This window comes from Streptomyces sp. NPDC107538 (assembly GCF_055657445.1).
Genome location: NZ_JBVKAY010000007.1, coordinates 526904 through 547350 on the forward strand (window position 1 = coordinate 526904; position 20447 = coordinate 547350).

The window sequence follows — 20447 nt, forward strand, 5'->3', positions numbered from 1 at the left end:
GGCGTCCTCCGGCCGGCGCCACGGGTGTGTCGAGCGTGCACGCGCGGCAAGCGTGGCACGCGAACGGCGGTCCCGTGCGCGCACGGTGAGGTGTCGGCCCCGGATGTCCCTCGGCCCGCGCCCGGGCGGGCAGGGTTCAGTCGGCGGGTGGCCCTCGGCACGCGGGTCACCCGCCCTCGGCTCGTCGACATCGGCCGGGGGGCCTGTTCCAGACGCGTCGTCGACCCACCGCACTGCGATCCCTCGGCCCGATTGCCCTGGCGGGCCTCGCCCGCGCCGGGTGTCAGTCCGGGTGGACCGGGACGCGGAGCCGGGCCTCGTAGCCGCCGTCCTCGGTGGGGCCGGACTCGAACGTCCCGTGGAGCAGCTCGGCGCGTTCCCGCAGGCCCACGAGGCCCTGGCGGGAACCGGGCAGGGGGAGGGACGGGCGGGTGGGGCGGGTGTTCGTCACCGTCACACCGAAGGCGTCGTCGGCATGCCACAGCCGTACGGTCGCGCGGGCGCCCGGCGCGTGCTTGCGGGCGTTGGTGAGGGCTTCCTGGACGGTGCGGTAGAGGGCGCGTTGTGCGGGCGTGCCGATGTCCTGCGGGAGTTCGCCGGTCAGCTCGGTGTCGATACCGCTCGTCGTGACGAGGCGGTGCAGGTCGGCGAGGGTGGGCTGGGGGGTGAGTTCGGTGGACCGGCCCCCGGAGGCGCGGAGCAGGGTGACCATGTGGCGCAGTTCGTCGAGGGTGTCGACGCTGAGGGTACGGATGGTGCGCGCGCCCTCCTTGAAGTCCGGGTCACCGGCGGCCATTTGAAGGGCGCCCGCCTGTACGGCGATCAGGCTGACCTGGTGGGCGACGACGTCGTGCATCTCGCGGGCGAGCTGGGCGCGTTCGCGGGCGACCACGGCCTGGGAGTGCAGCAGCCGCTCGTGTTCCCGGGCCTCCTCGATCTCGACCAGTCGACTCGCCAAGTCCCGTCTCGTCTGCACGAGTTGGCCCAGGAGTACGGGTGCGGCGGCGGTGGCGAGCGTGTAGAAGAAGTACACGGCCGTCCAGGTGCGCTCGTGCGCGGTGAGGTCGGCCGGTGGCCAGGGGGCCGCGGAGGCGAGGGCGAACAGCACGGCGCACACCCCGAGCAGCCGGCGGTCGCGGGAGCGTTCGGCCAGGGTGAACAGCGCGGCGAACGGGGCGAAGACGATGTCCAGCATGAGGCTGGCGGGGAGGGTGAGCAAGAAGACCGGCAGCGGGAAACGCCGCCGCACGCCCAGCGCGACGCAGGCCAGCGCCGCCAGGCCCTTCGCGAGGGCGTCGGCGTCCCCCAGGCTGAGCACGACGTCCACGACCGCGACGCCGACGACCACCCCATCGACAACGGCCCCGGGCACCCACTGCCACCAGCCTCTCGGCGCCGTCATCGCCCGCTCCTGGAGGGGCGCCCGGCCTTGGGGGTTTGCCCAGCCTCGGGGGAGGGCCCAACACCGGCCTCGGGGGAGGGGTGCCTGGACTCCGGGGTGGGGCCGGTGCCGGAGATGGGGCCGGGCTCTGGGGATCGCCCGGCCTTGGAGGAGGCACCGGCCTCGGGGGAGGGGTGCCTGGGCCCCGGGGAGGGCTCGGTGCTGGAGAAGGGGCCGGGCCCTGGGGAGTGCCCGGACCTGGAGGAGTCACCGGACTTCGGGGAGGGCCCGGTCTCCGTGGATCGCCCGGTCTCCGAGGCGGGGCCGGTCCCCGAGGAGCGCCCGGATGCGGAGGCGTGCTCAGCCCCCGAGGGGTGTCGTGGTGTGTCTTCGAGCAGGCCGGCTCGTTGGGCGAGCAGCGCGGCCTGGACTCGGCCGCCGACCCGCAGCTTGGTGAGGATCGCGCTGACGTGGTCCTTGACGGTGCCCGCGCTGAGGTGGACACGGGTGCCGATGTCGGCGTTGGACAGCCCCTCCGCGACCAGGACCAGCACCTCGCGCTCGCGCTCGGTGAGCCGTCCGACCCGGGCCGCCTCCTCGTCCACGGCCCCGCCCGCGCCGGGGTGGCTCTGCCAGACGGCCCGGGACGCCTTCGGTGACATCACCACACCCCCGGCCGCCAACGTCCGCACCAACGGCGCCAGTTGCTCCGGCTCGGTGTCCTTGAGCAGAAACCCGGCCGCGCCGGAGCGCAGCGCGGTCAGCACGTACTCGTCCGCGTCGAAGGTGGTCAGCATCGCCACCACCGGCGGCTCGGGCAGCGTACGCAGCCGCCGCAGCACGGTCAGCCCGTCGACGTCCGGCATCCGGATGTCGAGCAGCACGACATCCGGGGTCTCGTCCCGCACGGTGTCCACGGCCTCGGCGCCGGTCGTGGTCGCGACGACCTCGATGTCGTCGGCCGCGCCGAGGATCAGCCGGAAGCCGGAGCGCACCAACGCCTCGTCGTCCACCACCATGACCCGGATCACTCGTGTCCCGCCTCGCCGTCGCTGGGGGTACGGCCGCGGCCGCACGTCGATGTCGCTGGTCGATTGTCACCCGTCACCGGTCACGGTTCCGACCGTAGAACGCCACCGGCCGAGCGGGGCGGCGCCCCTTCAAGTGCTCCTCGCCCTCCACGGCCCGGACGTCCTGCTCGTCCTGCCGTACGTCGTCCAGCCCGCGCTGCCCGCCGACGGCCGGGGGGAGTCCGGGCCTGGCCCGCCCGGTCGTCGCGGTCGGCGAAGTGGCTTCCCGGCAAGGCGACCAACCCCGCGGAACTGGTCCGCTGACCAACGGCGCCCCCGCCCGGACCGAACCGGACGGTACTGCTCCGCCCCCCTGCGGTATCCCCCGGCGGCGAACCCCCGCCCCCGCGTCGGCGTTTCGCGCCCCGGCCCGCGCCGGCCCCCGTTCTGCCCACCGGCCTCCATCCCCCCGCCGAAACTCCACCCCCGCCACGGCCGCCCCACCCCCAGCTCACCCACGCGGATGGATTCCTGCGTCCGGTGAGGGCAACGCCCACCCACGCGTCCGGCAGTGTGTGCGAAGGCCGGAAAGGCTGTCGCACATGCTCACACCTCATGTGCGACCACCCCGGCGGCGCCGGGGCGAACGCCCCCGCTGGGTCTTCCCGGCCCGCGCCGGGACCGTCGCGGCCACCGTGCTGGCCCTCGTCCTCACCTTCCCCGGCACCGCCACCGCGGCCCCCGGCGACCTCGATCCCACCTTCAGTGGCGACGGCAGGCTGCTCACCGACCTCGCCGACGACGATCGCGCCCACGACGTGGCCGTACAGCCGGACGGCAAGATCGTCTCCGTCGGCTCCTCGGCCGACTACTCGGCGACGGAGAGCCGCTTCGCGCTGACCCGGCACAATGCCGACGGCACCCCGGACACCGGCTTCGACGGTGACGGCACGGTGACCACCCCCATCAACAACATGGACCCGGACCTCCAGTGGAGCGAGGCCCACGCCTTGGCGCTGCAGCCCGACGGCAAGATCGTCGTGGTCGGCAGCAGCTGGCGCGGGTGGGAGAACTGCTGCTGGTTCACGGTGGCCCGGTACAACACCGACGGCACGCTGGACTCCGGTTTCGGCGGCGGTGACGGCAGGGTGTTCACCGATTTCGGGGGCCCGGACGAGGCCCGGGACGTGGCCGTACAGCCCGACGGCAAGATCGTGGCCGTAGGCAGCGCGGGCGGCCGCGTCGCGCTGGCCCGGTACAACGAGGACGGCTCCCCGGACACGGGCTTCGGCGGCGGCGACGGCCAGGTGGCCACCGACCCGGCGCCGGGGCTGAACGAGGGCGGCGACGGCCGCACCCTGGCGCTCCAGGCCGACGGCAAAATCGTCGTCGGCGGCCAGGTCGGCTCCACCCGCTTCGACTTCGTCGTCCTGCGCTACACCGCGGACGGCACCCTGGACCCGGCCTTCGGCGGCGACGGCATGGAACGTACCGACTTCGGCGCGTACGAGTCCGTCGAGGGAATCACCGTCCAGCCCGACGGCAGGATCGTCGCGGTGGGCGGCAGCAGCGGCAGATTCGCCCTGGCCCGCTACCGGCCCGACGGCACCCTGGATCCGGCCTTCGACGGCGACGGACGGGTCCTCACCCCCGGCGGCGGCGGAGCCGCGGACGTGGCGCTGCAGCCGGGCGACGGCCGGATCGTCGTCGCCGGAAGCAACGGGCCCGGCGGAGACTTCGCCGTCCTGCGCTACAACCCCGGCGGCAGCCAGGACACCGGCTTCGGCACCGGCGGCGTCGCGACCGCGGACTTCGGCGGCGGTGACGCGGCCCAGGGCGTGGCGCTCCAGCCCGACGGCAGGATCGTCGCCGCCGGGTGGGGCGGCCCGGACACCGACTTCGCCCTGGCCCGCTTCGAGGGCGGCGGCACGCCGCCACCGGCCGACGTGGACCTGTCGGTCACCAAGTCCGGCCCCACCACGGCCGCCATCGGTGACCGGCCCGCCTACACCGTGCGCGTGACCAACACCAGCACCACGACCTCCGCCACGAACGTCTCCCTGTCCGACACGCTGAGCGGCGTCGCCGCCTCGGTCGTCTCGGCGACCACCACCTCGGGCACCTGCACCACCACCGCCACGAGCGCCAGTTGCGCCCTGGGCACCCTCGCCCCCGGAGCCGTCGTCACGGTGACGGTCGCCGCCGAACCCCGGGCCACCGGCACGCTCACCGACCGGGCCACGGTCGGCGCCACACAGGCCGACCCCGACCCCGGCGACAACACGGCCACGGCGACCACCACGGTGACCAACAGCCGTGGCTGCACCCGTATCGGCACCAGCGGCAACGACACCCTCACCGGCACCTTCGGCAACGACGTGATCTGCGCCCTCGGCGGCGACGACACCGTCAACGCGGGCTCCGGCAACGACACCGTCCACGGCGGCCACGGCAACGACCGCGTCGACGGCGGCGCCGGGAACGACACCCTCAACGGCGGCCCCGGCAACGACAATCTGATCGGCAACAGCGGCACCGACAACCTCAACACCGTCGACACCGTCTCCGGCAACGACACCGCCAACGGCGGCCTCAACACGGACACCTGCACGACGGACCCGGGCGACATCCGCATCAGCTGCCCCTGACGCCCAACGCCCAACCCTCAAGGCCCAACGCACATCGACACCCCGGGCCCCGCGCGACCGTACGCGGGGCCCGGCGGCATTCGGCCGGGGCCGCCTCGGATTGACGTGTTCGACTCCACCCCCGCCGGACGGTGAACCGCTAATGTCATGTGCACGACTAACTTCCCCCACGAGGAGGTCGAACATGTCCATCCGTACGCTGATCGGCGGCGTGGCCGCCGCCCTGATGGTGTCCGTGTCCCTGACGGCCGGCCAGGCCGTGGCCGCCCCCGCCGACGCGGCCGACACCACCCTGGCCGCGCGGGTCTTCACCTACGACGCCAGTGGCTCCGCCGAGTTCAGGAGCGCGGTCGACCGGGGCGCGGCGATCTGGAACGAGAGCGTCGACGCCGTCGAACTGCGGCCGGCCGCCACCGGGCAGCGCGCCAACATCCGGGTCCTGGCGGACAACGGCTGGCCCCGCGCCCTGACCACGAGCCTCGGCAACGGCACCGTCTACATCGGCCGCCAGGCCGTCGACCAGGGCTACGACACCATCCGTATCTCCGCCCATGAACTCGGGCACATCCTGGGCCTGCCCGACCGCAAGCCCGGCCCGTGCTCCAGCCTGATGTCCGGGTCCACCGCGGGCACCGCCTGCACGAACCCGTACCCGAACGCGGCCGAGAAGGCGGAGGTCGAGGGCAACTTCGGCGGCCTCCTCACCGACCGCGCCCCGGCGGCCCGCCCCGAGCTGATCGTGGACTGAACCGCACCGCGACCCGCGCGAGGGCCGCACCCGGACAACGGGTGCGGCCCTCGCCATGACGGAAAACGCGGTGGTCAGCTCACCGGTGGTGAGGTGACGTCAGATAGTGCTGTCGAAGGAGCTCCTTCCCGTAGTCGTTGCCGTTCGGGGTCCGGATGACGGAGTGGACGTGCATCTGGGTCGCGCCGCTGCCCTGGGAGGCCCCGTAGGCGCCCGCGAGCGGGCCGGGGGCCTGGCAGTCGACCTCGACCCAGACGACCGGGCTGTGCACCCGGACGTAGAAGGCGGAGTCGTCCTCGATCCCGCCCGCCCATGTCACGTACGTGTCGTCGACGTGCTTGCGGACCTCCGCCATCCGGGCCTTCGCGACATCGGCCTTGCCGCGGCTCGCGAACGCGTCGACGATGCCGAGCAGCTTCTTCTTCTGGGCGGCGGAGAGCTTGTCGCCGCGCAGCCCCGTGTACGCCTGGACGGTGTTGTCGGCGAACGCGCCCGCCTTCATCGACTCGTTCGACTTGGTCGAGGACTCCACGGCGACGCTCCGCTGGGCGTCGGTGAGGGAGTTGACATAGTCGTCCGCGCCCGCCGACAGCCCGTCGATCCGGTGCTCCAGGGCGTCCCGGGCGGTCAGCATGAGCACGGGCAGCCGCGGGTTCTCTTGCCGCAGGCGCCGCAGCACCTGGACGCCGTCCAGGCCGGGCAGCATGCCGTCCAGGACGACGGCATGCGGCGCGCAGCCCCGGGCCGTGCGCAGCGCGCTCTCGCCGTCGGCCGCCGCGCAGGGCCGCCAGCCCGCCTCCGCGACGGCCACCGACAGCGTCTCCACGAGCCCGGGCTCGTCGTCGACGATCAGTACGCGGATCAGGTCCTCGCGCGTTCCAGAAGTGCCGGCCATGCCCCGATCCTGTCGGGCGCACCTGGGGCCGACTGTGCTGAGCCTTTGCGGGACCTGTGAATCGCCTTACCGGCGTCGTCCTCCCCGGTCGCCCTACCGGGCGTCGTCCTCCCCGGCCTCCAGCAGGGTCGCCGCCTCGCCCACGATCCTGCGGTCCGGTTCGCCGACCACTTCGTGGTCCTTGCCGGTGTAGTCGAAGCGGGCCAGCACACTGCGCATGGCCTCCACCCGGGCCCGCTTCTTGTCGTTGCTCTTCACCACGGTCCACGGCGCCTGCTCGGTGTCCGTCTCCCGGAACATGGCGACCTTCGCGGCGGTGTAGTCGTCCCAGCGGTCCAGGGAGGCCAGATCCATCGGGCTGAGCTTCCACTGCCGTACGGGATCGACCTGACGGATCGTGAAACGGGTGCGCTGCTCGCTCCGCGACACCGAGAACCAGAACTTCACCAGGTCCACGCCGTCGTCGACGAGCATCCGCTCGAAGGCGGGCGCCTGCCGCATGAAGCGCCGGTACTCGTCGTCCGTGCAGAAGCCCATCACCCGCTCCACACCGGCCCGGTTGTACCAGGACCGGTCGAAGAGCACGATCTCCCCGGCCGTCGGCAGATGCTCGACGTACCGCTGGAAGTACCACTGCCCGCGCTCGCGCTCGGTCGGCTTCTCCAGCGCCACCACCCGCGCGCCGCGCGGATTGAGATGCTCGGTGAACCGCTTGATCGTGCCGCCCTTGCCGGCCGCGTCCCGTCCCTCGAAGACGACGACCAGCCGGCGCCCCGACTCCTTGATCCAGCTCTGCAGTTTCAGCAGCTCGATCTGCTGCAGCCGCTTGTGCCAGTCGTACTCCGCCGGCTCCATCCGCCGGGCGTACGGGTAGTTCTCCCGCCAGGTGTCCACCGGGCTGCCGTCGGGCCGGATCAGCACCGGGTCGTCGTGATCGCTGTAGTCGACACGCATGTCGGTCAGCAGTTCGGTCATCGCTACTCCCCGAAGGATCAGTGGAACTGCGGAACGATCAGCCAGATCCCGTACGCCACCACCGCGGCGCACGCCAGGAAGCACAGCCCGGCCACGCCGAGGCCCACCGGGTCGGTGCCCCCGCCGCCCTCGCGCGCGGTCTCGGCGCCGTGTGGGTGGGGTCGCGGCGCGACATGAGGACGATGAAGCCGGCCACGGCCAGCGCGAGCAGCGCGATGACCACGAGACCGAGATCCCGCCGTGCGTCACCACGCTCGCCGCGAGACCGCCGACCAGCGCGGCGGCCGGCAGGGTCACCAGCCACGCCACGACCCCACCCACACGGCCCCGAGACCGCCGAACAGCGCGTGCGACGAGCTGGACGGCAGCCCCAGCAGCCAGGTCGTCAGGTTCCACAGGATCGCGCCGACCAGACCGGCGAAGATCATGCCCGGTGTCACCAGGGTGTCGTCCACGATGCCGCCGGAGATCGTCTTCGCGACCTCGGTGGACAGGAACGCGCCGACGACGTTCAGGACGCCGCTGATCAGGACCGCTGTTCTGGGCTTCAGGGCGCCCGTGGCGATCGAGGTCGCCATCGCGTTGGCCGTGTCGTGGAAGCCGTTGGTGAAGTCGAACGCGAGGGCCGTGACGATGACGACCGCCACGAGGAACGTGATGTGGTCCATGCCGTCGATGCAAGCAAGCCGAGGCATACGGGCGGCGAAGCGGAGGCAAAGGCTACGCATGCGCGTGGTCATGCCACCTACAAGACCGCGACGAGAACGCGTCGACATCCGCGAGGACGCCCCGAACCCGGGCCGCTCCTTCCACCGAGCGCCGGGAGAACGTCAGGCCCGGCGGCCGACCGCGACATAGGTGTGGGCGAAGAAGCGGAGGCCGGACAGGTCCTTCTCGACCTCCGTGAACTCCGCGTCCCAGCGGGCGATGTCGTCGGCGGTGACGAGGCCCTCGGCGAGCAGCGCGTCGCGGGCGGCCCAGGCGGGGCCGCGCATACCGGGCTGGGGAGTCATGACATCGATGTGCCCCTCGAAGACGACGACTTCGAGTCCGGCGCCGGTGAGGAGTTCGTCGAGCCGCAGGCCGACGGAGAGGTCGTTGCCCCGGCGCCGGTGCAGCTCGCGGTAGCGCGCGTCCATCTCGTCGTACGCGGCGGGCGCGCCCCGCAGCCGGAAGCCGGACACGTCGACGTCGACGAGATACACCGTCCCACCACCCGGCCTGGCCAGCTCGGCGAGGTGGTCCACGATCGCCTGCTCCCGCCCGCCGTTGTGCGCGAGGACATGCCGGAGCATCACCACGTCGAACGTGCCCTCGGCGAGTCCGGTCGCGTCGGCGGAGCCGGTGCCGGTGTGCACGGGCACCCCGGAGCGTGCGGCCAGCGCCGAGGCGACGTCCAGCGCGTCGCCGTCCCGGTCCACCGCCCACACGGCACCGTCCGGTGCGGCGATCCCCGCCAGCCGCACCGAGATCGCCCCCGGCCCGCACCCCACATCCGCGATCCGCGCCCCCGCCGCCACCCCGGCGGCCGTCCACACCTCGCGCTCCCGCCGCTCGGCGACATCCGCCATGAGCCGGTACCGCGCGATCTCCGACTCGTCGAGCGTCAGTGAGTAATCGGCCACTTGAGGGTTCCTCCCATGCTCCGTCGACGGCCCATTGTGAACACCGGGCCACCGCTACAGCCCATGACGCACACGGCGTTTCCCCGGTTCACGCCGTTGATCCACCGGCCGGGCGGCGCATAGGTTCGTCGCATGACGAACGTACGCATCGGTGTGATGCACGACCGGGACCGGGCTCCGGAAGGGTTGCCCGACTTCGCGCGGCGGGCCGAGGCCTTGGGCGTGGACGATCTGTGGGTGGTGGAGGACCTCGGCTGGAACGGCGGCGTGTCGGCGGCGGCCGTGGCCCTGGGAGCGACCCGGCACCTGCGGGTGGGCATCGGCATCACCCCGGCCCCCCTGCGCAGCCCCGCGCTGCTGGCGATGGAACTGGCCACGCTCGCCCGGGTGTTCCCCGGCCGCCTGGTGGCCGGCGTCGGGCACGGTGTGGGGGAGTGGATGGCCCAGGTCGGTGTGGCGCCCCGCTCCCCGCTGGCCCTGCTGGAGGAGACGATCACCTCCGTACGCACGCTGCTGCGCGGGGAGCGCGTCGACCTGGCGGGGCGTGAAGTACGGCTCGACGGAGTCGAGTTGGTGCATCCACCGGCCGAGGTCCCGCCGGTCGTCGCGGGCGTGGTGCGCCCGCGTTCCCTGGAACTGTCCGGCCGGGTCGCCGACGGCACGCTGATCGCCGAGGGCCACGGCCCGCGCGACCTGGAGCGCATCCGCGAGCTGACGGCGAAGGGCGGCGCCACCGCCGACCACACCCTGACCGTGTTCGCCTTCGCCCGCGTCGGCGACGACCCCGACGAGGTGGCCCGCGCCCTCCACCCCCTCACCGAGGGCCACGGCGCCTGGCTGGGCCGTCCCCAGGAGGAGGTCTTCACCGTCTCCGGCGACGCCGCCGGGGCCGCCGACGGCATCCGCGCCCTCGCGGCGGCCGGCGCCGACACGGTCGTCCTCCGCTTCGTGGGCGACGATCCGCTGGGGCAACTGGAGGCCGTGCTCGGAGCCCGGTGAGCCGATCCCCGCCCCCTGTTTCCATCCGCTGTTTCCATCCGCCCGGGCAGGGGACCCGCACCTCATGGTGCACATCGGCTACACGATGATGACCGAGCAGGCCGGACCCCGTGAGCTCGTCGACCATCTGGTGCGGGCCGAGGGAGCGGGCTTCGACTTCTCGGTGACGTCCGACCACTACTTTCCGTGGCTGCGCTCGCAAGGTCACTCGCCGTACGCGTGGGCCGTGCTGGGCGCGGCCGCCCAGGCAACCTCGCACATCCCCCTGATGACCTACGTGACCTGCCCGACGTTCCGCTATCACCCGGCGGTCGTGGCACAGAAGGCGGCGACGCTGCAGCTGCTGTCGGAGGGACGGTTCCGGCTCGGACTCGGCTCGGGCGAGAACCTCAACGAGCATGTCGTGGGCGGCGGTTGGCCCTCCGTGAACGTACGACACGAGATGCTCGCGGAGGCCGTGGAGATCATCCGGGCGCTCTTCGAGGGCGGCCATGTGAACCACCACGGCGAGCACTACGACGTGGAGTCCGCCCGGCTCTGGGACCTCCCGGACGAGCCGCCGCCGATCGGCATCGCCGTCTCCGGCGAACAGTCCTGCGCCCTCGCCGGCAAACTCGCCGACCTGGTCATCGCCACGGAACCCGAGCCGGGGCTGCTCCAGGCCTTCGACCGGCACGGTGGCACGGGCAAGCCCCGCGTGGGACAACTGCCGGTCTGCTACGACCCCGACCGCGACACCGCCGTCCGGCGCGCCCACGACCAGTTCCGCTGGTTCGGCGGCGGCTGGAAGGTCAACTCCGAGCTGCCGCACCCGGATTCGTTCGCCGCGGCCACGCAGTACGTCACCCCCGACGACGTCGCCGCCTCCATCCCCTGCGGCGACGACCCGGAGGCCTTCGTCGAGGCCGTACGGCCCTACGCCGACGCCGGTTTCACCGACATCGCCCTCGTACAGATCGGCGGCGAGTCACAGCCCGCGTACCTGGACTGGTCGGAAAAGACCCTCCTGCCGGCCTTGCGTGACGCCTTGGGCTGACCGGTCGGGCCGACCGCGAAGAGCTATCCTCGCGCCATGCCCGAGGCATCCGTGGCGCGCTTCTACGACGAACTGGCCGACGACTACCACCTCATCTACGCCGACTGGGACGCGAGCCTCCGCCGGCAGGGCGCCGCCCTGGACGCCCTGATCGGCCGGGACGGCGCCGCGGTGCTGGACTGTTCCTGCGGCATCGGCACACAGGCGATCGGCCTGGCGTTGCGCGGACACCACGTCACCGGGACGGACCTCAGCCCCCGCGCGGCCGCCCGCGCCGCCCGTGAGGCCGTCTCCCGGGGCGTCCGCCTGCCCACGGCCGCCGCCGACATGCGGCGCCTTCCGTTCCCCGACGGCCGGTTCGACACGGTCGTCTGCGCCGACAACTCGCTGCCCCACCTGCTGACGGAACGGGACGCGCACGCCGCCCTGGCCGAGATGCGCCGCGTACTGCGTCCCGGCGGGCTCCTGCTGGTCAGCACCCGCCCGTACGACGACCTCCTGCGCGACCGCCCGACGTCGACACCCCCACAGGTCCACGGACACGCCGGCCCCGCCGATCCGGGCGAAGGCAGCGGCGGCGGAGAACGGACCGTCACCTTCCAGCTCTGGCACTGGCACGACGACGGCGAGCACTACGACCTGGAGCACTTCCAGCTCCTCCCCGCAGGCGGAGGATGGCGGGTCGAGGTCCGCCGGACCACGTACTGGGCACTCGGCCGGAACCGGCTGGCCGCCCTCGCGGCCGAGGCCGGATTCGTCGACCTCTCCTGGCGTACGCCTACGCAGACCGGCTTCTTCCAGCCCCTCCTCATGGCCCGCACCACACTCCGCCCGGGAAGCTGACGCACGGCCCTGACACCGTGCCGTCGCGCATGTGCCTCGGGTTCAGACGGCGGACGCCGGTGTGCGCACGGGCGTCACCAGTGCGGCGATCGCCACGGGACCCGATGCATCGACCTGTTCGGCACGGTCGGACCGGGGTGCTCGGTCGCCTTCGTACCGGAAGCCCGGTGAGGGGTCCATCCGCAGCGCCAGGGTCCGCCGTGCGACGGGCGCCCCTTTCGCTGCTGGGCCGACGTGACCAGACCTCCCCGTCGTGGCGGACGCCGCCCAGGGGCAGGGGGTCAGGGGTGGGGCTGGAGCCAGTGACGGGCGGCGGTCAGTGTCACTTCGATCTCGTCGCTCCATGAACAGACTTCGAGCCAGGAGAGATAGCCGTCCTCGGCGAAGACCAGAACCTCGCCGGGGCAGGTACCGGCCTCGGTGACAAGTCGCGCCTCGGCCGCCACGACCGTGCCGGGTCCGGTGGGCGCGGGCTCCGCCTTGCCGGCGTCGAGTTCGAAGTACGCCGTACCGCACCCGCATGAGCAACGCGCCCGCACACCGAGATACGCAACCTGCCGTCGCAACACGCCCTGAACCGGATCCTCCGCGTCCAGCACGGCAGCGAGCACCTCGGCCACGTCCGCAGGCAGCCCCTTCTCGACCATCCCGCCACCGTAGCCGAGCATCCGACCCTGACCAGCGGCTTGAGCAGGCAAGGGGTCAAGCTGAGGGAACTCGGCGCGCTGAGCCGGGAGGCGTCCGAGGTTCTGCGGGGTCGCCCCGCGCTCTCGGTACGGTAGGCCTCCGTCCGTCGGGGAACCACTGGAAGCAGGTGGTGGCGGGTCGGCGGCCGGGAAGGGCCCGGGGGAGCAGGAGGGGACGTTCTCGATGGGGACCGTTGTGCACGTGCCGCAGACGCGGGACATGATCGGGGAGGAGTTGTCCGGGGACGAGGCGCTCACCGCGCTGCGGCACTACGGCGGGCGGCGGCTGCTCCTCGACGCGTTCGCCCGGTTCCGCTACGGCGACGGCTTCTCCCACTCCCGTTCGCTCGCGTTCCAAGTGGTCCTGGGCCTGGTGCCGTTCACGATCGCGCTGGTCGGCGTGGCCACCACCGTGCACACGGAGAGCGTGGGCCGGATCATCGAACTGACCCTGGGCCGCATCGTGCCGGGCGCCAGCGCGCGGCTCGTCGAGGACGCCCTCGACGCCACCGCCCGCAGCGCCGGCTCCGGTGTCTGGAACGCCGTCGCCATGTGGCTCGGGCTGGCCTTCGCCGTACTCAACCTCGCCTCGGCGATGGCACAGGTCGAGCGGGGCGCCAACCGCATCTACGGCATCGAACGCGACCGGCCGTTCCTGGCCAAGTACGGCCGGGCCCTCCTCCTCGCCCTCGCGGCCGGAATGCCGATGGTCCTCGGCTTCCTCGTGCTCGTCGCGGGGGACGCCCTCGGCGGCGCGGTGGTGGAGGCCCTGCACTGGTCCCCGGGGCTCCTCGACTGGTGGCGACCGATGGAGGTGCCCCTGGGTGTCGCCCTCGCCTGGCTCGCCTCGGCGGTGATCTTCCGCTGGGCCCCGCGCAGGGACCAGCCGGGCTACACCTGGCTCGCGTTCGGCTCGGCGGTCCACCTGGTGCTGTGGGTCGCGGCCACCTGGCTGCTGGCGCTCTACGTCGACAGCAGCGGATCGTTCGGCGCGGTGTACGGCCCCCTGACGGCGTTCGTCGCCCTGCTGCTGTGGGCCAACCTCACCGGTGTGGTGCTGTTCCTGGGCATCGCGTTCGCCGCTCAGCTCGAAGCGGCCCGCGCCGGCATCACCGAGGCCGTACGGCCCGACCCGGGGCCGGGACCGTGACCACGACAGGGGAGAGGCGGTCAGAGCACCACGGCCATGCTGATCAGACCGACCGCGATCAGCACCACCATCAGCATGATCACCATGAGGGACATCGCCTCCCAGCCCTTGCGCGGCGCGGGCGGCTCCGGATGGGAGATTCCGGACGTGGAGCCTTCGCCGGGTGGTGTCTCGCCGGGCGGCACGCCGTCGAGGGGTTCCACTGTCATGGGCCGCGGCGCGGCGGGATGCCGCAGGGCGGGATCAGGAGTGGCCATGACGCACGCTCCTTTCGGTGCTCAGGAGGCTCACGGGAGGCCTCACGTACGGTGAGCCACGTACCCATATCGTAGGAAAAGGAACGTAATTCCCGTTCGCGGGGTGCATTCGGTGCACAGGGTCGTCCACCGGTGACCGTGGGTGCGCGGGGGTGGGGGCAGGCGTCGCGGACACTGGAAGAACAGCAGAGGGGAGGCCGACCATGCTGACCGCCGTCCGTGAACAGCTGGGCCAGGCCCTGTTCCGCCGGGTCGCCGGTCCTGACGGGCCGGACACGCGTGCCCGTATCCACGACACCCCCGGCCCGCGCTGGTTCGGTCCGGACCGCCCCATCCGCACCGTCCACGGCGACGCCTCCATGTTCATCGGCGGGCTGAGCGCCCTGCTGCTGCAGTCCCTGCACCCGCTCGCCATGGCGGCCGTGGCCGGGCACTCCGGCTACCGCGGCGACCCCTGGGGCCGGCTCCAGCGCACCAGCACCTTCCTGGCCGTGACGACCTACGGCACCGCCGAGGACGCCCAGCGCGCGGTCGACCACGTCCGGGGCATCCACGAGCGGATCCGCGGGACCACGGCCGAGGGCGTGCCGTACCACGCGGCCGATCCGCGTCTGCTCGGCTGGGTGCACACCGCCGAGACGGTCAGCTTCCTGCGCGCCCACGAACGCTTCGGGGCCCAGCCGCTGGACGCCGCCGGCTATGACGCGTACGTCGCCGACACCGCGCGCGTCGCCGAGGCGCTCGGCGTGCTCGACCCACCGCGCGACCGCCGCGAACTCTCCGAGCGACTCACCGCCTACCGGCAGGAGTTGAGGGCCACGCCCGAGGCCCGCGCCGCCGCCCGGTTCCTGCTGTTCCAGCCGCCCCTGCCTCTCGCGGTACGGCCCTTCTACGGCGGACTGGCCGCGAACGCGGTCGCCCTGCTGCCGCCCTGGGCCCGCGGCATGCTGTGGCTGCCCCGGGTCCCGGTCGTCGAGCACCTCGCCGTACGCCCCACCGGCCAGGCCCTGACCCGGACGATCCGCTGGGCCATGGCACCGGCCCGCCGCTCCGCCCCGGTACCCGTGCGTCCCGGTGAGACGCGCGGGGGAGAATGAGGGCCGTACTCAACTCGACCTCTGCGACAGGAGCGGGGACATGCAGGACGCGCGAGCGGGACAGGTCGCCGGGCCCGAGGACCTCATCGATGTGGCCCGGCTGGTCACGGCGTACTACGCGCTGCACCCCGACCCGGCCGACCCCGGGCAACGGGTGACGTTCGGTACGTCGGGACACCGCGGCTCGTCGCTGACGGCGGCGTTCAACGAGGACCACATCGCGGCCACCAGTCAGGCCATCTGCGAGTACCGCAGCGCCCAGGGCACCGACGGCCCCCTCTTCCTCGGCGCCGACACCCACGCCCTGTCGGAGCCCGCGCGGATCACGGCACTGGAGGTGTTCGCCGCCAACGACGTGACCGTCCTCATCGACGCCGCCGACGGCTACACACCCACCCCGGCCGTCTCGCACGCCATCCTCACCCACAACCGCGGCCGTACGTCCGCACTCGCCGACGGGGTGGTGGTCACCCCCTCGCACAACCCGCCCGCCGACGGCGGCTTCAAGTACAACCCGCCGAGCGGCGGCCCCGCCGGTTCGGAGGCGACCTCCTGGATCCAGGACCGCGCCAACGAGATCATCACGGCCGGCATGAAGGACGTACGGCGCATCCCCTACGCCCGGGCCCTGGCCGCACCCGGCACCGGCCGCCACGACTTCCTCGGCGCCTATGTGGCCGACCTGCCGAACGTGCTGGACCTGGACGCGATCCGGGCCGCGGGCGTGCGCATCGGCGCCGATCCGCTCGGCGGCGCGTCGGTCGCCTACTGGGGCCGGATCGCCGAACAGCACCGGCTCGACCTGACGGTGGTGAACCCGCTCACCGACCCCACCTGGCGCTTCATGACGCTGGACTGGGACGGCAAGATCCGGATGGACTGCTCCTCGCCGTACGCGATGGCCTCGCTCATCGAGCGCCGCGACCGGTTCGACATCTCCACCGGCAACGACGCCGACGCCGACCGGCACGGCATCGTCACCCCGGACGGCGGGCTGATGAACCCCAACCACTATCTGGCCGTGGCGATCTCCTACCTCTTCTCGCACCGGGAGCAGTGGCCCGCGGGAGCCGGGATCGGCAAGACCCTGGTGTCGTCGAGCATGATCGACCGGGTCGCGGCCGACGTCGGCCGGAAGCTGGTCGAAGTACCCGTCGGATTCAAGTGGTTCGTGGACGGCCTGTCCGACGGCACGCTCGGCTTCGGCGGCGAGGAGTCGGCGGGCGCGTCCTTCCTGCGCCGCGACGGCTCGGTGTGGACCACCGACAAGGACGGCATCATCCTGGCCCTGCTCGCCTCCGAGATCACGGCGGTCACGGGACAGACCCCGTCGCAGCACTACGCGCGGCTCACCGACCGCTTCGGCGCTCCGGCCTACGCGCGCGTCGACGCCCCCGCCTCCCGCGAGGAGAAGGCGCTGCTCGCCAAGCTGTCCCCGGCCCAGGTCACCGCCGACACCCTCGCCGGGGAACCGGTCACCCAGGTGCTCACCGAGGCCCCCGGCAACGGCGCCGCCCTCGGCGGCATCAAGGTCGCCACCGCCAACGCCTGGTTCGCGGCCCGCCCTTCGGGCACCGAGGACGTCTACAAGATCTACGGCGAGTCCTTCCTCGGCCCGGACCACCTGCGCCAGGTCCAGGAGGAGGCCCGGTCGGTGGTGCTGGCGGCACTGAAAGCCTGACGGGGGATGCCGCCGGGCCCGGGGCCGGCCGATCCCGGGCCCGGCGGCATCCTGTTCAGACGTTCCGGCGGTACTGGCCGCCGACCTCGAAGAACGCCTCGGTGATCTGCTGCAGCGAGCAGACCCGGGCGGCGTCCATGAGGACCGCGAAGACGTTGGTGCCGCTCACCGCCGCGTCCTTGAGGGCGGCCAGGGCGGTGTGGGCCTGGTCGCGGTGGCGGTCCTGGTGCTCCCGTACGCGGTCGAGCTGGGACTGCTTCTCGTCCTCGGTGGCGCGGGCCAGCTCGATGACGACGGGTTCGGCGGTGTCGGCGTGCGGGTTGCGGAAGGTGTTGACGCCGATGACGGGCAGGGTGCCGTCGTGCTTGCGCTGCTCGTACAGCATCGACTCGTCCTGGATGCGGCCGCGCTGGTAGCCGGTCTCCATCGCGCCGAGCACACCGCCGCGTTCACTGATCCGCTCGAACTCCGTGAGGACGGCCTCCTCGACCAGGTCGGTGAGTTCGTCGATGACGAACGAGCCCTGGAGGGGGTTCTCGTTCATGGCCAGGCCCCATTCCCGGTTGATGATCAACTGGATGGCCAGGGCCCGGCGCACGGACTCCTCGGTGGGGGTGGTGACCGCCTCGTCGTAGGCGTTGGTGTGCAGGCTGTTGCAGTTGTCGTAGAGGGCGATGAGCGCCTGGAGGGTGGTGCGGATGTCGTTGAAGTCCATCTCCTGGGCGTGCAGGGAGCGGCCGGAGGTCTGGACGTGGTACTTCAGCTTCTGCGAGCGCTCGCCCGCCCCGTACTTCTCCTTCATCGCCACCGCCCAGATGCGGCGGGCGACCCGGCCCAGTACCGCGTACTCGGGGTCCATGCCGTTGGAGAAGAAGAACGACAGGTTGGGGGCGAAGTCGTCGATGTGCATGCCCCGGGCGAGGTAGGCCTCGACGTAGGTGAAGCCGTTGGCGAGGGTGAAGGCGAGCTGGCTGATGGGGTTCGCGCCGGCTTCGGCGATGTGGTAGCCGGAGATGGACACCGAGTAGAAGTTGCGGACCTTCTGCTCGATGAACCACTCCTGGATGTCGGCCATCATCCGCAGGCTGAACTCGGTGGAGAACAGACAGGTGTTCTGGCCCTGGTCCTCCTTGAGGATGTCGGCCTGGACGGTGCCGCGCACATTCGCGAGCGCGTGCGCGCGCAGGTCGGCGGCCTCCTCGGGTGACGGGTCGCGGCCCTCGGCGGCCCGGAAGGCCTCGATCCGCTGGTCGATGACGGTGTTGAGGAAGAAGGCGAGGACGGTCGGCGCGGGCCCGTTGATCGTCATGGAGACCGAGGTCGTCGGCGCGACCAGGTCGAAGCCGTCGTAGAGGGCCTTCATGTCGTCGAGGGTGGCCACCGAGACGCCCGAGGTGCCCACCTTGCCGTAGACGTCGGGGCGCTCGTCGGGGTCGCGGCCGTAGAGGGTGACCGAGTCGAAGGCGGTGGACAGCCGGGTGGCCGGCTGGCCCTCGGAGAGCAGCTTGAAACGGCGGTTGGTGCGGAAGGGGTCGCCCTCACCGGCGAACATCCGGGCCGGGTCCTCGCCGTCGCGCTTGAAGGGGAACACCCCGGCGGTGTACGGGAAGTGGCCGGGCAGGTTCTCCCGGCGCCAGAAGTTCACCAGCTCCCCGTGGTCGGTGAACCGGGGCAGTGCGACACGGGGGATCCGGTTGCCGGAGAGGGACTCACGGGTCAGCTTGGTGCGGATCTCCTTGTCCCGCACCTTCACGACCTGCTCGTCCCCGGAGTACGACTCCACCACGGCGGGCCAGTTCGCGATCCGCTCGCCGAGGTCGTGCGGGAGCCCCCGGCGGGCGTCCTGGAGCAGGGCCTGTACGTCGTCCGTGCCACGGCCGGCGTCGGCGAGTTCACCGCTGACCAGGTCCAGGCGCTGCACCCGGCGTGCGGCCTCGGCGAGCCGGACCGTCTCGGCGTGGTAGCCGCGGACCGAGTCGGTGATCTCGGCGAGGTAGCGCACCCGGTCCGCGGGCACGACCTGGCGGATGCCGGACGAGTGCCGTACGTCGACCGGCGCCAACGAGCCCTCGGACAGCGGCAGTCCGTGCTCGGCGAGGGCGGACCGCACCCGCTGGTACAGCGCGGTGACGCCGTCGTCGTTGAAGGTGGCCGCCGAGGTGCCGTACACCGGCATGTCCTCGGGCCGCATGCCGAACGCCTCGCGGTTGCGGACCAGTTGACGGCCCACGTCACGCAGCGCGTCCTTCGCGCCGCGCCGCTCGAACTTGTTGATCGCCACGATGTCGGCGAAGTCGAGCATGTCGATCTTCTCCAGCTGCGAGGCGGCACCGAACTCCGGCGTCATCACATACATCGAGGTGTCCACGAACGGCACGATCGCCGCGTCGCCCTGACCGATGCCCGGAGTCTCCACGATCACCAGGTCGAACCCGGCGGCCTTGACCACGTCGATCACATCGGGCAGGTGCTCGGGCAGCTCGCGGCTGCCGCGGGTGGCCAGACTGCGGAAGAAGATCCGGCCGCCGTCGAGGGAGTTCATCCGGATCCGGTCGCCGAGCAGGGCACCCCCGCCCCGGCGGCGGGTCGGGTCCACCGCGATCACGGCGATCCGCAGCTTGTCCTGCTGGTCGACGCGGAACCGGCGCACCAGCTCGTCCGTGAGCGAGGACTTGCCCGAACCACCGGTGCCGGTGATGCCCAGCACCGGCGTCACCCGGGCCGAGGAGGCGGCCCGCACCTGGGCCAGGAGGTCCGGCGGCAGCTTGCCCAGCTCGGCCCCGGTGAGGGCGCGGGCGATCGCGAACCGGTCCCCGGCGAGCACGCCGGCGGCATCCGCCGGCTTGCTGTCCCACAGGTCGAAGTCGCAGTCCCGCACGACCGTGTTGACCATCCCGGCCAGCCCCATCCGCTGACCGTCCTCGGGGGAGAAGATGGTCACCCCGCTGCCGCGCAGCCGGGCGATCTCCTCGGGCACGATGACGCCGCCGCCACCGCCCACCACCCGGACGTGGTCCGCGCCCCGCTCACGCAGCGACTCGACCAGGTATTCGAAGTACTCCACGTGTCCGCCCTGGTAGGACGAGACCGCCACCCCATGGGCGTCCTCCTCCAGCGCCGCGTCCACGACCTCCCGCACCGACCGGTTGTGCCCGAGATGGATCACCTCGGCGCCCTGGGACTGGAGGATGCGCCGCATGATGTTGATCGACGCGTCGTGCCCGTCGAACAGGGCCGAGGCGGTGATCAGACGGACGGGATGCACGGGGCGGTGCAGGTCGCTCATGGGGGCCTTCCCGGGCGGGTCGGAGAACGCTGTCTGAAGAGATAGTAGGACGTCCTAGTAAATTGTCGAAAGTGGGTACGCGGGTACGGTGAGGTGATCGGCGGCACGGGCGCCGGGCACGCGCCCGCCG

Annotated in this window: 15 protein-coding genes and 2 pseudogenes; 8 read left to right on the forward strand and 9 right to left on the reverse strand. The window is 72.2% G+C overall.

Annotated elements, in window-relative coordinates; translation table 11 throughout:
- Positions 1–283: 283 nt before the first annotated feature.
- Entirely contained in the window at positions 284–1402 is a 1119-nt protein-coding gene (locus ACZ7MG_RS26930) for a sensor histidine kinase (protein ID WP_471381218.1), read from the reverse strand.
- A gap of 344 nt (positions 1403–1746) precedes the next feature.
- A pseudogene (locus ACZ7MG_RS26935) lies at positions 1747–2400 on the reverse strand (response regulator); the annotation flags it as partial.
- 593 nt (positions 2401–2993) lie between these two features.
- Between ACZ7MG_RS26935 and ACZ7MG_RS26940 the strand changes: the two are divergent.
- Positions 2994–5039, forward strand: coding sequence for a calcium-binding protein (locus ACZ7MG_RS26940; RefSeq protein ID WP_471381220.1), 2046 nt, complete (start codon positions 2994–2996; stop codon positions 5037–5039).
- A gap of 184 nt (positions 5040–5223) precedes the next feature.
- Positions 5224–5787, forward strand: a complete 564-nt coding sequence (locus tag ACZ7MG_RS26945; protein ID WP_471381222.1) for a snapalysin family zinc-dependent metalloprotease — start codon at positions 5224–5226, stop codon at positions 5785–5787.
- A 79-nt stretch (positions 5788–5866) separates the two neighbouring features.
- On the opposite strand, the gene ACZ7MG_RS26950 is transcribed toward ACZ7MG_RS26945, so the two are convergent.
- The 4 genes and pseudogenes from ACZ7MG_RS26950 to ACZ7MG_RS26965 all read right to left on the reverse strand — a co-directional run bounded on the left by ACZ7MG_RS26950 (position 5867) and on the right by ACZ7MG_RS26965 (position 9282).
- On the reverse strand, positions 5867–6682 hold the full coding sequence (locus ACZ7MG_RS26950) for a DUF3500 domain-containing protein (protein ID WP_471381225.1): 816 nt from the start codon (positions 6680–6682) through the stop codon (positions 5867–5869).
- Positions 6683–6775: 93 nt separating this feature from the next.
- On the reverse strand, positions 6776–7657 hold the full coding sequence (ppk2, locus tag ACZ7MG_RS26955; RefSeq protein ID WP_471381227.1) for a polyphosphate kinase 2: 882 nt from the start codon (positions 7655–7657) through the stop codon (positions 6776–6778).
- Between the two features lie 308 nt (positions 7658–7965).
- Positions 7966–8325, reverse strand: a pseudogene (locus tag ACZ7MG_RS26960) (inorganic phosphate transporter); the annotation flags it as partial.
- 162 nt (positions 8326–8487) lie between these two features.
- Positions 8488–9282 carry a methyltransferase domain-containing protein gene (locus ACZ7MG_RS26965; protein ID WP_471381230.1) on the reverse strand — a complete coding sequence of 265 codons (795 nt, stop codon included), beginning with the start codon at positions 9280–9282 and terminating at the stop codon, positions 8488–8490.
- A gap of 132 nt (positions 9283–9414) precedes the next feature.
- On the opposite strand from ACZ7MG_RS26965, the gene ACZ7MG_RS26970 reads away from it, so the two are divergent.
- From ACZ7MG_RS26970 to ACZ7MG_RS26980, 3 genes are all read left to right on the forward strand, one after another.
- On the forward strand, positions 9415–10281 hold the full coding sequence (locus ACZ7MG_RS26970; protein WP_471381231.1) for an LLM class flavin-dependent oxidoreductase: 867 nt from the start codon (positions 9415–9417) through the stop codon (positions 10279–10281).
- 64 nt (positions 10282–10345) lie between these two features.
- Positions 10346–11317, forward strand: a complete 972-nt coding sequence (locus ACZ7MG_RS26975) for an LLM class F420-dependent oxidoreductase (RefSeq protein ID WP_471381234.1) — start codon at positions 10346–10348, stop codon at positions 11315–11317.
- A gap of 36 nt (positions 11318–11353) precedes the next feature.
- Positions 11354–12160 (forward strand): class I SAM-dependent methyltransferase, encoded by an 807-nt coding sequence (locus tag ACZ7MG_RS26980; protein ID WP_471381236.1) that lies wholly within the window; start codon positions 11354–11356, stop codon positions 12158–12160.
- Between the two features lie 281 nt (positions 12161–12441).
- Here the strand turns inward: ACZ7MG_RS26980 and ACZ7MG_RS26985 are convergent, their stop codons facing one another.
- Positions 12442–12807: a hypothetical protein gene (locus ACZ7MG_RS26985; RefSeq protein ID WP_471381238.1), complete on the reverse strand. Its 366-nt coding sequence runs from the start codon at positions 12805–12807 to the stop codon at positions 12442–12444.
- A 223-nt stretch (positions 12808–13030) separates the two neighbouring features.
- Here ACZ7MG_RS26985 and ACZ7MG_RS26990 point away from each other — a divergent pair, with 223 nt between their 5' ends.
- Positions 13031–13996: a YihY/virulence factor BrkB family protein gene (locus ACZ7MG_RS26990; RefSeq protein WP_471381239.1), complete on the forward strand. Its 966-nt coding sequence runs from the start codon at positions 13031–13033 to the stop codon at positions 13994–13996.
- Positions 13997–14016: 20 nt separating this feature from the next.
- Here ACZ7MG_RS26990 and ACZ7MG_RS26995 read toward each other — a convergent pair whose 3' ends face one another.
- Positions 14017–14253 carry a DUF6480 family protein gene (locus ACZ7MG_RS26995; RefSeq protein ID WP_471381241.1) on the reverse strand — a complete coding sequence of 79 codons (237 nt, stop codon included), beginning with the start codon at positions 14251–14253 and terminating at the stop codon, positions 14017–14019.
- Positions 14254–14456: 203 nt separating this feature from the next.
- Here ACZ7MG_RS26995 and ACZ7MG_RS27000 point away from each other — a divergent pair, with 203 nt between their 5' ends.
- Together ACZ7MG_RS27000 and pgm are read left to right on the forward strand one after the other, a co-directional pair.
- Entirely contained in the window at positions 14457–15350 is an 894-nt protein-coding gene (locus ACZ7MG_RS27000; RefSeq protein ID WP_471381243.1) for an oxygenase MpaB family protein, read from the forward strand.
- Positions 15351–15390: 40 nt separating this feature from the next.
- Entirely contained in the window at positions 15391–17031 is a 1641-nt protein-coding gene (gene pgm / locus ACZ7MG_RS27005) for a phosphoglucomutase (alpha-D-glucose-1,6-bisphosphate-dependent) (protein ID WP_471381246.1), read from the forward strand.
- 55 nt (positions 17032–17086) lie between these two features.
- Here the strand turns inward: pgm and icmF are convergent, their stop codons facing one another.
- Entirely contained in the window at positions 17087–20317 is a 3231-nt protein-coding gene (icmF, locus tag ACZ7MG_RS27010) for a fused isobutyryl-CoA mutase/GTPase IcmF (protein WP_471381249.1), read from the reverse strand.
- Between the last annotated feature and the right edge of the window lie 130 nt (positions 20318–20447).